This window comes from Fumia xinanensis, assembly GCF_014384905.1.
Classification (GTDB): domain Bacteria; phylum Bacillota; class Clostridia; order Oscillospirales; family Ruminococcaceae; genus Fumia; species Fumia xinanensis.
The window spans coordinates 277253-290935 of sequence record NZ_JACRSV010000001.1; the positions used below are offsets into that span (position 1 = coordinate 277253).

At 48.2% G+C, this 13683-nt stretch carries 12 protein-coding genes and 1 other annotated feature; of the genes, 10 read left to right on the forward strand and 2 right to left on the reverse strand.

The window, feature by feature from the left end:
• Positions 1 to 208: 208 nt before the first annotated feature.
• Complete coding sequence (locus H8710_RS01310; RefSeq protein ID WP_249293583.1) at positions 209 to 1216, reverse strand: delta-lactam-biosynthetic de-N-acetylase; 1008 nt, start codon at positions 1214 to 1216, stop codon at positions 209 to 211.
• A gap of 177 nt (positions 1217 to 1393) precedes the next feature.
• A complete protein-coding gene (locus tag H8710_RS01315; protein WP_249293584.1) occupies positions 1394 to 2083 on the reverse strand; it encodes a helix-turn-helix domain-containing protein in 690 nt (229 codons plus the stop codon).
• Between the two features lie 416 nt (positions 2084 to 2499).
• On the opposite strand from H8710_RS01315, the gene H8710_RS01320 reads away from it, so the two are divergent.
• The 10 genes from H8710_RS01320 (at position 2500) to H8710_RS01365 (ending at position 13529) form a co-directional block, all read left to right on the forward strand.
• Positions 2500 to 3183 (forward strand): histidine phosphatase family protein, encoded by a 684-nt coding sequence (locus H8710_RS01320; RefSeq protein ID WP_249293585.1) that lies wholly within the window; start codon positions 2500 to 2502, stop codon positions 3181 to 3183.
• A gap of 24 nt (positions 3184 to 3207) precedes the next feature.
• The gene (locus H8710_RS01325; protein WP_249293586.1) at positions 3208 to 4023 is read left to right on the forward strand and encodes a DUF975 family protein; all 816 of its coding nucleotides are present in this window, start codon (positions 3208 to 3210) and stop codon (positions 4021 to 4023) included.
• Between the two features lie 13 nt (positions 4024 to 4036).
• Positions 4037 to 4840, forward strand: coding sequence for a glutamate 5-kinase (gene proB / locus H8710_RS01330; RefSeq protein ID WP_249293587.1), 804 nt, complete (start codon positions 4037 to 4039; stop codon positions 4838 to 4840).
• Positions 4837 to 6081: a glutamate-5-semialdehyde dehydrogenase gene (locus tag H8710_RS01335; protein ID WP_249293588.1), complete on the forward strand. Its 1245-nt coding sequence runs from the start codon at positions 4837 to 4839 to the stop codon at positions 6079 to 6081. Before proB ends, H8710_RS01335 begins: the two co-directional genes overlap by 4 nt.
• A gap of 24 nt (positions 6082 to 6105) precedes the next feature.
• Positions 6106 to 6933, forward strand: coding sequence for a hypothetical protein (locus tag H8710_RS01340; RefSeq protein WP_249293589.1), 828 nt, complete (start codon positions 6106 to 6108; stop codon positions 6931 to 6933).
• 184 nt (positions 6934 to 7117) lie between these two features.
• Positions 7118 to 7356, forward strand: a binding site (T-box leader).
• 170 nt (positions 7357 to 7526) lie between these two features.
• On the forward strand, positions 7527 to 8546 hold the full coding sequence (gene pheS, locus H8710_RS01345; RefSeq protein ID WP_249294683.1) for a phenylalanine--tRNA ligase subunit alpha: 1020 nt from the start codon (positions 7527 to 7529) through the stop codon (positions 8544 to 8546).
• A gap of 77 nt (positions 8547 to 8623) precedes the next feature.
• Positions 8624 to 10999 (forward strand): phenylalanine--tRNA ligase subunit beta, encoded by a 2376-nt coding sequence (gene pheT / locus H8710_RS01350; RefSeq protein ID WP_249293590.1) that lies wholly within the window; start codon positions 8624 to 8626, stop codon positions 10997 to 10999.
• A 119-nt stretch (positions 11000 to 11118) separates the two neighbouring features.
• A complete protein-coding gene (locus H8710_RS01355) occupies positions 11119 to 11364 on the forward strand; it encodes an IreB family regulatory phosphoprotein (protein ID WP_249294684.1) in 246 nt (81 codons plus the stop codon).
• A 291-nt stretch (positions 11365 to 11655) separates the two neighbouring features.
• Positions 11656 to 12279 carry a 5-bromo-4-chloroindolyl phosphate hydrolysis family protein gene (locus tag H8710_RS01360; RefSeq protein ID WP_249293591.1) on the forward strand — a complete coding sequence of 208 codons (624 nt, stop codon included), beginning with the start codon at positions 11656 to 11658 and terminating at the stop codon, positions 12277 to 12279.
• Positions 12280 to 12398: 119 nt separating this feature from the next.
• On the forward strand, positions 12399 to 13529 hold the full coding sequence (locus H8710_RS01365) for a toxic anion resistance protein (RefSeq protein ID WP_249293592.1): 1131 nt from the start codon (positions 12399 to 12401) through the stop codon (positions 13527 to 13529).
• The last annotated feature ends 154 nt before the right edge of the window (positions 13530 to 13683 follow it).

Consider the following 13683-nt stretch of genomic DNA (forward strand, 5'->3'; position numbering starts at 1 on the left):
TTTTGCACATTAAAATATCGCCCTCACTATTGCGAGGACGATAAAAAGCAAAATGAATTTAATTTTAATAATTTATGAAGTTGTCCACCAGTGACAACGATGATAATTATAATACAAAATTTTCTAAAAATCAACAAAAAATGCATATAAAATAAAAATTTATCGTTTTTGCCAAAACATTTGTTTAATTTCTTGCATTTTATCCAATTTATTGAAACAGTTTGAATTCATATCCCTGAGAACGGGCATAATCAATAAAGTCCCCTAAAATATCGTTGTTGGTGCTGCCCACTGCATGGAGGAGATAAATCGCACCGTTATGCAGAGCGCCGTTGACTTTTTCTAAAGCTTTCGTGTTATCCATTTGATTTTTTGGGTCCCAGTCTTTATAGGCGTAGCTCCATAGCATGGTCTTATAACCTAGCTGCTGGGTCTGCGCCAGTACCCGCTCAGAAAATTCCCCCATAGGTGGTCGGAATAAGGTCATTTTATATCCAAAATTTTCGTCAATATAATGATGAAGGTTCATCGTTTCCTGCTCGCAGCGCTCGGTGCTGACAGTGGGATAAGATACGTGTTTGTCGCTGTGATTTCCAACGGCATGGCCTTCGTCTATCATCCGTTTGACTAGATCAGGTTCTTTTTTTACGTAATCCATGGTTACAAAGAAAACTGCGGGTACATTTTTTTCCTTTAATGTATCGAGAATGGTTGCTGTATATCCATTTTCATATCCTTCGTCAAAGGTCAGATAGATCACCTTTTCGTCGTTGCCGATAAAATAAGCGTCATATTTTCCGTACTTTTCCTGGAACTGCAGAGAGGAAATCGGACGGTTCTGGTCGTCAAGCTGAACACCTTGTCCCCAGCCCTGTTTGGTGCCATCCAAAGAGGACAGGTCTACAGTGGCGGGAGAAACATGGATTTCAGCAGCTACTTCAGATGAGGCGCCGGATGCCGGCGCGCTCTCTGAAGAATTATTGTTGTCACTATTCCCATCGGACAAAGCGGAACTCAGATCCGATTTCCCATCCGAAATACCGGAGCTTGCGTTAGACTCCAGATTGGACATACCGGAGCTTACGCCGGATTCCACATCGGAAATGCCGGAACTGATGTCGCTTCCCAGGTCGGACGCGCCGTTTCCTGCGGCTTTACAGCCGGTAAACATCATGGCGGCGACTAAACCTGCACAAAGAATTTTCATTGCTTTCATGTGAAGGTACACTCCTTTTTGTGTCTGAATCCGGCGGGATATCCGAAAAACATCCATACCGATGACACGGAAATAGTATATCCTCTTAGCATAATTTTACCCGGTAGGAATTATTGGAATCAAAAATGCTTCCTCAAAATTATTTTCAAGGAAGCATCAAAATTTCAAAAATTTATTTTATGATTTCATTTTATTTTCGGTGTTCTGCACTAAATTCAGCAGCGAGGTCGCATACTGTGGATAATCGGAGGAGAGGTTTTCAGTAGTGACATTCAGACTCTCCCGCACATCGGCCGGAATAAGCTTCTTATGATCCTCACCAGAAGCCAGGGCATTTATTTCTGCCTCCAGTTCCGCCATAGCGGCCAGAGATTTTGCGCTGTACAAGTGCTTGGAGATAGTGAAAAGGCTTTGCTCGTTTTTCGGGTTGACGCCGTAAACTGACCGGAACATCCGGTAGACGGAAAGCATTAAAAAGTCGGAAATTTTAGAGGTCAATTCTTTGCAGTTGATTTTTTGAAGAAAATCGAATAAAATATTGAGAGAGTTAAAAATCAGCTTTTTATTCAAGGTGGGGAGAATGCTTCCGCGCATACGGTTGTCTTGAGATGCGTTTTCCGGCTCGGGAATATCCTCAACTGATAAGGTGGCCCCGGTCCGTTCCGGGGAGCGACCCAATAAGAAGTCACAGGAAACGTGGTAATAGTCGGCCGCCCGCACAACGAAATCCAGTCCGCATTCACGGATGCCTTTCTCGTAATGGGAAAGCAGGGCCTGAGAGATACTAAGTTCCGAAGCCGCCTGTTTTTGGCTGATCCCGCGCTCTTTTCTCAGCAGAGTGAGTATTCTCGGAAAGTCAGAATTCATGACAGCAGTCCTCCAGTTTTTGTGATGGATTCCAATTGACGCGGCATCTTACAAAAATCGTTTGTTATCTCTCAATGGTGCGTTTAGGTTGTAAAATTCGACAGGTCAACGTACAGTAAATTATATAACAAAGCCTACCTAATGTAAAGAGGTTTCGACACATTAAAAAATTTTTGTCGAATATGATATTAATTTTTGCTGAATTTTTGGTGAAGGCGTTGTTTTTTGTTGATGTTGTACTATAATAATGTCTAATGGAATAGCCGCTGTGCGGTTATTGGGGATAAAATGCCATTTTAAACCATTGCAATGCTTGCGGCTTTGTGCCATATATATTATAATATTATGGAGTCTGTCAATCAGGCATAAAAATAGATGGGACTTATGAAAGCTCCCAGTCGACGGAGGCTGACAACTTGATTTCCTATAAAATTTATTTCATACGACATGGATTGACTGAAGGCAACGAAGAGGGACGTTATATCGGTTCTACCGATCTCCCATTGAGCGGGGAAGGAAAGGAAGCTCTTCATAAGCTACAGGCGGAGTGTGAATATCCTGACGTACAGAAGGTATATACATCGCCTTTGCAGCGCTGTTTAGATACGGCTGAGATGCTGTATCCGGACCGTATGATACACATAGTCTCCAATTTAAGGGAGTACGATTTCGGACGCTTCGAAGGAAAGTCCATTGAGGAGCTGAAAAGCGATCCGGATTTTGTCCGGTGGGCACAGGGCGGAATGAAAATGGTTCCCGAAGGAGCCGAGGATATGAAGACCTTTATTGCTCGCTGCGGAGAGGGCCTCGATGAAGTGGTGGCCGATATGATGAAAAACCACGTTCGGGAGGCGGCGGTCGTCACCCACGGCGGCGTGATGATGAACCTGCTGTCCATGTTTGGATACCCCAAAAGGGAACCCCTCTATTGGACGGTGGAAAATGGACACGGATACACGGCGCTTTTAAATGCACAGCTCTGGCAGCGGGATCACATCTTTGAGGTATTCGACCCGCTCCCTTATCAAAGAGACGATTTTTCAGAACCGATGGGTTACGGGATTTTCGACGTGGAAGCAGACGGCTCGCCAAACGAATAACCCAGGAAAGGAACCATACTAACCATGGAATTGCGTAAGAAAATCAAGAAAGACGCCTTAGTAAGCCTTCGGAATTCCTGGGGAAAGGCCACTGCAATTTTGCTGTTTATTTGCGGCGTTCATTTGCTGTTTCTGCTTTTGGAGCAGTTTTTTGGCTCATTTCTCCACATCGATTTTTTGAGCGGAGGAGGAAAGCTGGATCTCTACAGGGGCACTTTGGAAGTGAGAACGCCCTTTGTTCTGATGGCGGCGCTGTTCGCCCTCATCAGCTTCATCGTCACGGTACCTCTCCACTACGGCGCCACCAAGTGGTATCTGCGGCAGGTGAGCGGCGACTCGCCGGCACTTTCCACTATTTTTGACTGTTTTCACAGCATCCGGCGTTTTTTCCGTTCGCTGCTTTTAAAGTTGGCTATTGGAGTACGGGTGCTTGGAGTAGGGGTTCTAGCGTATCTGCCGTCTTTTGCTATCTTTGTGGGAATCCGATATATGGGAGGCTATGAGTCGCCCGGCGCAGTGATCGCCCGGCTGCTGATGATTCCCCTGCTATGTCTGATCTCACTAGCGGCAGCCCTATTTGTATTTGGCTTTTCCCTGCGGTATTTTTTGGCGGGATACCTTTTCGTCAGCAGCCATAAAAGCGTCTCCGAGTGCCTCAAGCTGTCTGTGCGGGGCATGAAGGGGAATATTCAGCTCACTTTGTCGGTCTACCTTTCCTTTGTACCATGGCTGCTTCTGGTGCCGCTTCTGGTGCCGTTTTTATTTATCAATCCGTATATGCAGGCATCGCTTGCCATTTACGCGAAATATCTGATGACAAAACTAGAACGAAATTCCTAAAGGAGTAAAAATCATGATTGAACAAGCAGCGGACGCCAAACGAATTGTAGTCAAGGTGGGGACATCCACTTTGGCTCATCAAACAGGGCTTTTAAATATCCAGAGGATGGAGCGGCTGGTAAAGGTTCTTTCCGATCTGAAAAACGCGGGAAAAGAGATCATTCTGGTTTCCTCCGGCGCCATCGGTGTCGGAGCGGGGAAGATAGGTCTCAAGGAGCGGCCAGCGGACATCCCGGTGCGGCAAGCTTGTGCAGCCATTGGCCAGTGCGAGCTGATGTACTGCTATGACAAGTATTTTTCCGAGTATAACCACACGGTGGCCCAGGTGCTCATGACACGGGACATCATAGACTGCGAAAATCGTAAAACTCACGTTGTCAACACCCTGATGAACTTGCTCCACTTCGGCATCATCCCCATCGTCAACGAAAACGACACTGTTTCTACCGAGGAAATCGAGTTCGGCGACAATGACACCCTTTCGGCTATTGTGGGGAGCCTCTGTCAGACCGATCTGCTCGTCATCCTCACCGATGTGGACGGAGTGTTTACCAAAAATCCCAGGGTTTACGACGATGCCGAGTTGATCTCCCAGATTGAGGAGGTCAACGACGGAGTAAAAGCCTTGGCCGGCGGGGAAGGGAGCCATCTGGGCACCGGCGGCATGGTGACAAAGCTCAGTGCTGCTCAAATCGGACTGGACGAAGGATTTCCCACCGTCATCATGAAAGGAAGCAGCCCGGAAGCGCTCTATCGACTGTTTGACGGCGAAGCCATCGGTACTTTCATCGGCGGCAAGAAAGGAGCGACCAAATGACTTACATAGAAGAATTGGGCCGCAGGGCCAAGGAGGTTTCCAAAACCATTGGAAATGCGTCCACCAAACGGAAAAACGATTGCCTGGAGGCCATTGCGTCTGCCCTCTGGGAACAGAGAAATTATATTCTCGAGCAAAATGCCGTAGATATCGCAAATGGGCGGCAGAATGAGATGAGCGAAGGCCTTATCGATCGGCTGACCCTGACCGAGCCCCGCATTCATGGGATATGCCAGGCAGTGCGGAAGCTCATCGCACTGGACGATCCGGTCGGTGTGGTCGAAAGTGGTATTACCCGCCCCAACGGACTGCAGATTCTGAAAACCAGGGTGGCTCTGGGGGTTGTGGGCATCATTTACGAAAGCCGCCCTAACGTCACAGTGGATGGGGCGGTGCTCTGTCTCAAATCCGGCAATGCGGTGATCCTCAGAGGTGGCAAGGAGGCTATCAATTCCAATAAAGCCCTCAGCTACGTCATGCGGCAGGCGGTGACCCAGTGCGGCCTGCCCGCCGATATTATCCAGCTGGTGGAGGACACTTCCCGGGAGACGGCAAACGGCATGATGCAGCTCAACGGTTATCTGGATGTTCTTATCCCCAGAGGGGGGGCGGGGCTCATTCAGGCGGTGGTCAAGAATGCGACAGTGCCGGTCATCGAGACTGGCGTGGGCAATTGCCATGTCTATGTAGAGCAGTCGGCCGACTTGCAGATGGCTGCAAACATCGTGGAAAATTCCAAAACTGATCGGGTTTCGGTCTGCAACGCCGAGGAATCCCTTTTGGTGGACGAGAGCATCGCGGCGGCGTTTCTGCCCCTTGTCAAGACACGCCTGGACGCCCACAACGTCAAATGGTATGGTTGTGAGAAAACGAGGGCTATTGTTCCGGATGCCTTGGATGCCACCGATGAGGAGTACGGTAAAGAATTTCTCGACTATGTCATCTCAGTCAAAGTGGTTCAGGGGGTCAGCGAGGCCATCTCTCATATCGACCGGTTCGGTACTGGCCACTCTGAGGTCATTGTGACGAACAATTTGAGCGCCGCTGAGAAGTTTCTCAACGAAGTTGACGCGGCGGCGGTGTATGTGAATGCTTCCAGCCGGTTTACCGATGGCGGTGAATTCGGCATGGGAGCCGAGATCGGCATTTCCACTCAGAAGCTCCATGCGAGAGGCCCTATGGGATTAAAAGAGCTTACTTCCATCAAGTATAAAATTCTCGGGGACGGCCAGATTCGGTAGCCCCGTCCAATAGGAGGAAAACCATTGGAAACGAAAACACGAAAGCCCATCAACAAAAAGATGATATTTGGCGGAGTCGTTTTGATTTTTGCCGTCATCGGCCTTATAGCTAGTATTATCTTTGCTGCTAATTTTATCGGAAACATAGCCAGTGGTTCCAAGGAAAAAGAAGAAATGGCCTGGTTTATCAGTCCGGTGGTCATGCAGGATCCCCCACCCTTTGAGAGCCCGGATAAGGCAACTAACACCACCATCATCACGGCAGGTGTGTGGCGGTTTATCATGACACAGGACACATCCAAATACCCTATCGACGAATTCAATTTTATCACAGTGCCTCAAAGCGACATCGAGGTGCAGATCAAGCAGCTCTTTGGCGACGTGCAGTACACCCACGAGACGGTGGGGGACACTGAACTGATGATTACCTATAACTCGGAGACGAAAAGTTATATTTTCCCGGCCACACCTCACGTTTTGCCCTACACCCCCAAGGTGGAGGAAGTGAAAAAAGTGGAGGACAGCTACTTGCTGACGGTGGGATACATTCCGCCCGGATTGGCGTGGCAGGGAGACGTCACCGGCAAGAAATATGAGCCAGAGCCGGAAAAAATTATGCAGTACACCCTTAAGGAAAACGACAAGGGCGAGTATCAGATTTATGCGGTGGCAAACGCCGTCACCGATGGGCCGTCGAACACCGAGCCGGACAACGATGTTTCGAATTTGGAGCCGGGCAACGACAACGCCCCGGATGCAAGCGGCATTTCGTCCGATGAGACTTCGGATGGCCCGGAATCCGTATCAGAGGACTCTCAGCAGAGCACTCCGGAGTCTTCCGAGACGGCATAACAGGTAAAACAGAATACAATTTGTTAACTTAGGAGCTGTTTGCAATGGCCCATACCTTACACCGATCGTAAAATCGTAAGCATCAGCCCCATAACCCAAAATCTACCGGAATGTTCCTGGAAAGGTATAATATATAAAAATCCCTTGCTTTTTCCACGCCGGAGTGCTATAATAAATCTAATATTGAAACGCATCGACCAGGTTCAGTAGCGCCTTCCTTCTTCCAGAGAGAGCGGGTCATCGGCTGTAAGCTCGTTTAAGCAGAGGATTTGCGTGAAATTTCGCCTGTGAGCGGCGTCCCTGAAGTTTTTGCAGTAGGGGATGACGGGTATTGCCCCCGTTACAGGGCTTTCGAAGTGCCCGTTTCTGTGCTGAACGGGAATTTGGGTGGTACCACGGAAAGCAGAGCCTTCCGTCCCATGTGGGACGGGGGCTTTTTTGTTTGCAAAAAAGGCAAATAGCAAAATCACGAAGTATTAAAAATGCTGTGAAATATTTTTGCAGCAAAATTTGTTTCTTTCGCCACAAAAAGGGGACAAATTCGCAGTAAAATACTGCGAACCGCAACAATTTGAAAAGGAATGGTGATTATGATGCGCGAACAACTGGAACAAATCAAGCAGGCGGGTCTTGAAAAACTCAAAAGCTGCTTAAACGCAAAAGAACTGGACGACATCCGGGTCAAAATACTGGGCAAGAAGGGCGAACTGACCGCTATTTTGAAACAAATGGGTAAATTGAGCGCCGAGGAGCGGCCTGTCATCGGACAGGTGGCAAACGAGGTTCGCTCCGCTTTGGAGGAAGCTCTTGCTGCCCGCCAAAAGGAACTGGCCCAGCTAGAACTGAACCATCGGCTCAAGAAAGAGACATTGGACGTGACCATGCCGGGCAAAAAACGTGCGCTCGGTAAAGCTCATCCTAACACTGTCGTGATGAACCAAATTAAAGAAATTTTTCTGGGAATGGGCTTTTTTGTAGCGGAAGGCCCTGAGGTAGAATACGACCACTATAATTTCGAGGCATTGAATATCCCTAAAGACCACCCTGCGCGTGATACCCAGGACACCTTTTACGTCTCAGACAACATCGTGCTGCGCACTCAGACTTCTCCGGTGCAGATTCGCGTTATGGAGAATCAGAAGCCGCCCATCCGGATGATCTCTCCCGGACGGGTTTACCGTTCCGATGCTGTGGACGCCACTCATTCGCCTTTGTTCCATCAGATTGAGGGCATGGTCATTGACAAGGGCGTCACTATGGCGGATTTGAAAGGTACTCTGGAAACCTTTCTTAAAAAGCTCTACGGGGAGGAAGCACAGCTCCGCTTCAGACCTCATCACTTTCCTTTCACCGAGCCGTCAGCTGAGGTTGACATCATGTGCTTTGCCTGCCACGGCGAGGGCTGCCGCCTCTGCAAAGGTGAGGGCTGGATTGAGATTTTAGGCTGTGGTATGGTGCATCCCGACGTATTAAAAGGTTGTGGTATCGACCCTGAGGTTTACAGCGGCTTTGCGTTTGGCTTAGGGTTGGAGCGCGTTGTCATGCGGCAGTATGCCATCGACGATTTGCGTCTTTTATACGAAAACGACCTGCGTTTTCTCAATCAGTTCTAATAATTGCCGAAGCCTAAAGAACGGGGGTTGAGAGCGGTTTTTCAAACTCTAATTTCCAGAAAGGAATGAATATTAACATGAATTTATCCATGAGATGGTTAAAAGACTATGTAAATTATACAGGAACTCCCAAGGAATTTTCCGACGCCATGACCATGAGCGGTTCCAAAGTGGAGGGTTATGCCAGTGAAAATGACGAGATCTGTAATGTTGTGGTCGGAAAAGTTTTGAGCGTAGAAAAACATCCCGACGCCGACAAACTGGTAATTTGCCAGATTGACGTGGGCAGGGACGAGCCTATCCAGATCGTCACCGGCGCTTCCAATGTCGTACCCGGCGCTTTGGTGCCCTGCGCGTTGGATGGCTCCACTTTGCCAAACGGCGTAAAAATCAAGAAGGGCAAGCTCCGCGGCGTTTTAAGCCAGGGGATGATGTGTTCTTTAGGGGAACTCAATTTGACGGCCCACGATTTCCCCTATGCCATCGAAGACGGTATTTTTCTTATTGAAGAGGATTGCAAACCCGGCGACGACGTTGCCGACGCCATCGGATTGAACGACACTTGCGTTGAGTTTGAGATTACCTCTAACCGTCCCGACTGCCTGTCAGTTATCGGCCTTGCAAGAGAGGCTTCGGCGACCTTCGGCCTGCCCATCAATATCAAAGCGCCAGAGGTAAAGGGTGCAGGCGGCGATATCAAAAACTATCTATCCGTCACAGTGGATAACAAAGACCTTTGCTATCGCTACAGCGCCAAAGTGGTGAAAAACGTTAAAATCGAGTCTTCTCCCCGCTGGATGCGGGAGCGGCTTCGTGCCAGCGGCGTGCGGCCCATCAACAATTTGGTGGACATCACAAACTACGTCATGCTGGAATACGGCCAGCCTATGCACGCTTTTGACCTGAAATATGTAAAAGGCGGCAAAATCGTCGTCCGCAATGCAAAGCCGGGTGAGACGATCACCACTCTGGACGGCATCGAGCGTCCTTTGAACGAATCCATGCTCGTCATCGCCGACGAGGAGAAACCTTCCGCTGTAGCAGGCGTTATGGGCGGCGAGTATAGCGGCATCAACGATGATACAAACACTGTTGTGTTCGAATCGGCTTGTTTCCACGGCGCTAATGTTCGTCGTACCGCTAAGGCTATTGGTCTGCGGACCGAATCCTCTTCCCGGTTTGAGAAGGGCCTGGATCCAGAAGGAACCATGGACGCGCTGCTTCGCGCCTGTGAGCTTATTGAGATGTTGGGCTGCGGCGAAGTAGTGGACGGCGTCATCGACGAAAAGGGCAATATGCTGCCCGCTCCAAGAGTTCCTTTTGACCCAGACGGCATCAATCGCTTTTTGGGTACCGACATCTCGGAGAGCCGGATGCGGGAGATTCTCCTAAGCCTGGGCTTTACCTTTGACGGAAATCAGGTGGTTTCCCCCAGCTACCGCATCGACATCCATAACAAAGCCGATATTGCCGAGGAAGTGGCCCGCATCTACGGCTACGATAAAATCCCCGTTTCTAAGCTCCGCGGCAGCAGCGAGGGAAGCCTCAGCGCCTCCCAGAAGTACCAGCGTACCATTGAGCAGAATATGTTGGCTCTGGGTTGTTACGAGGTGATGACCTTTTCCTTTGTCAGCCCCAAGGAATACGATCGGATGAATTTGCCTGTTGACAGCAAGCTTCGGGAGTCAGTAAAAATTCTAAATCCTCTAGGTGAGGACACCAGTGTTATGCGGACATCTGTTTTGCCCTCTATGCTGGAAGTCATCAAAACAAACTACAATAATAGAAATGCCCAAGGTGCCTTTTATGAAATCGGCAACGAATATATTCCCACCGGAGACGATACCCTTCCAGAAGAGAATCCCCAGGTCACTATCGGCCTTTACGGCGAAGATGAGGATTTCTATTCCCTGAAAGGCATTGTGGAAGGCCTTCTGGACGCCGGTGACATTAAAGGTTGGGATATCGAGCCTGTTACCGACGATCCCACCTTTCATCCCGGTCGTACTGCCCGTATTTTGAAGGATGGGGAAATGCTTGGTATCTTTGGCGAGGTGCATCCCGCTGTGACGGAGAACTACGATATCGGTACTAAGGTGTATTTGGGCAAATTTGATTTGAAGGCTATGTTCCGTCTGGCAGATGGTGTAAAAACATACAAGCCGCTGCCCAAATTCCCGGCTTCCAGCCGCGATTTGTCACTGTTAGCCGATAAAGGCCTGCCAATCATCGAAATTGAAAAAGCAATTAAACGTGCCATTCCCAATATTCTCGAGGAAGTGAAGCTCTTCGACGTATATGAGGGCGCTCAGGTGCCGCAAGGTAAAAAAAGCGTTTCCTATTCCATCGTGATGAGGGCTTCCGACAGAACGCTGACAGTAGAGGAATGTGATGGTGCTGTCAACAAAATTTTTAAAGAACTTTCAAAAATAAATGTGAATTTGAGGCAGTAGTCCCCTTGTAAATGGAGAACAGATGCGCTATAATGAAAGAGATGTACGATGTTTGTCGTGCAGAAAAAGTGTATCTTGTAGCGGATGACGCTGCTGTCAAATTTTTGCGAGGTGAAATTATGTACGACAAGACGATGACCTTTACGGTACCGGATGACAAAGAGCTGGAAATGCACCGCATCCTTACTGAGGTTTACGATGCTCTCAAACAAAAAGGCTACAACCCCATCAGTCAGATCGTAGGGTACATTCTGTCGGAGGATCCGACCTATATCACCACCCACAACAACGCAAGAAGCTTGATTCGCAAAATCGACCGCGACGAATTGTTGCAGGCAATGGTGAAATCCTACCTTGCAGACTAGAATTTTAAAGGAGACGGAGCAAATCCCGTCTCCTTTTTGGTATGCCTAGGGTTTAGAAAAGGCGGCAAGGGGTAGTTGATATCGAAATTTAGGCGTGGTATAATAATCGCAGTAAACTGCGATTATCAAGAAGAAATCGCTTTGAGGACTTCGTTCTCAATTTTGCCTGCCGAAGGACGATCAAAACCGGGCTTCTTGCATAGAAAATAAGTATGGTATAATAACTAGAAATGATATGTATTTAACTTCGGACAAACACATAAAATCAATGAATTATGAGGAGGCGGGAGGATGAAACGGCAGGCCCTTTTGGCGACGGGTGCACTGGGTATCGTTGGCGGGGCATTAATTTACTTGTTCGGCGGCAATATGATGGTATCTATCGTCTGTGGAATGATTTTATTCTTGCTCCTTTGGTTTATCAATCGTCCGCAGAGGACGGTGACAGTTGCGGTGAAGCCTTCAGAGGGAGCTGATGAGGAATCCCTTTTAAAAGAAGGTAAAAAACAGCTCTGCTTCATTGACGACTACTTGTCCAAGATTCAGGATGAGTCTGTCTATGCCGAGGCTGCCTCAGTCCGGGAAAAGATGGAAAGAATCTGGAGTACACTGGAGGAAGAGCCACAACGCATCCATCCAGCTGCAGATTTTTTTTCTTACTATTTACCGGTTTTTGGAAGTATCCTGGCCCGTTACAGTAAACTTGAGGAAAACCGTGTGGAATCTGAAAGTAAGGAAATGGTGCGAAAAGTTTTTTTTGATATCGGAGAAGCCATGGAACGGCTGCGGGAAAGTCTGTTTGAAAATGATATCCTAGATCTGTCTGCCGACATCAAGGTGATGAACCAGTCCCTGCAAAGTGCGGGACTGATAGGAAGCAATTGGCCTTCCCAACAGAAAGGAAACGGACGATGAATTCAAAAACAAAGCGAATTTTGCTGGGAACTGCCGTGTTTTTGGCTGTTGTAGCCGCCGGTATTCTCGTTTCTTGGTGTTTGAAATAACAAAATCCATCAGAGTAAGGAGAAAAGACAATGAGCGAAGCAAAAATGCCGGAGCTGGTGCTCCCGACTATGGAAACAGTAAATCCTGAGCCCCGAGAATTGGTTGCCGAAAAGGCGGAAAGTTCTCTCGACATCAAAAATCTTTCCCCGGAAGAACGGAAAATGGTGGAAGAGTTCGCCAAAAGCATTGATGTGACCGATTCGACGGTTCTGGTCCAGTACGGCGCACCCGCTCAAAGCAAAATTTCTGCTTTTTCTGATTCGATGCTCAACAACTACCGTACCAAGGATTTGGGCGAGCAGGGCAAGCTTCTAACGGATCTGGTGGTGGAAATAGGGGAATTTGATACGGCAGCGCAGAAAAAGGGCTTTTTTACCAGTATGAAACGCCAGTTTGAGAAAACTATGGCCCAATACAATAAAGTCAATGCCAACGTAGATACCATTGTCCATAAGCTGGAGGATCACAAGCGACAGCTCATTAAAGACGTGGCTATGTTTGACCAGCTTTACGAAAAAAACGCCGAGTATTTTAAGGAGATTTCTCTTTACATCATTGCGGGAAAAGAGCGGCTTAAAGAGATCAATGATGTGACGATTCCGGAACTTGCGGCCAAGGCTGAGGCGACCGGTGATCAGAATGATTTGCAGGCATTACGGGACATGAAGGACGTGGTAGTACGGTTTGACAAAAAGCTAAATGACTTGATGCTTTCCCGTATGATTTCCATTCAGATGGCACCACAGATCCGGATGCTTCAGAGCAACGAAACCCAGCTGGCGGATAAAATCCAGTCCACGATTATGAACTCTATCCCCCTGTGGAAGAACCAGATCGTCATCGCACTGGGCCTCAATAACGCAAAGGCTGCCTTGCAGGCCCAGCGGCAAGTGACCGATATGACAAACGAACTTTTAAAGAAAAACAGTGAGATGTTGAAAACCGGCACCATCGAGATTGCCAAAGAGAGCGAGCGGGGTATTGTAGATATTGAGACCTTGCGTCAGACCAATAGCGATCTCATCACCACCATCAATGAGGTGGTGCGGATTCAGGACGAGGGCAAGGCCAAACGGCTGGCCGCCGAGCAGGAACTCCAGAAGATGGAGGGAGAACTCAAACAGGCGGTTTTGGCCGCAGCAGTAAGAAAAAACCAGTAACGGAGAACTAAAAAGCCAACGGATGAAAAGCAGAAAACGCTTTTCATCCGTTTTTGTATGGAAATGTCACAGATGCGGTTGCTGCGTTGCGAATGCCATGCCTGCATTGTTATTTATTGTGATGTAATTACCCTATTATTGGCCAAACAGTAAT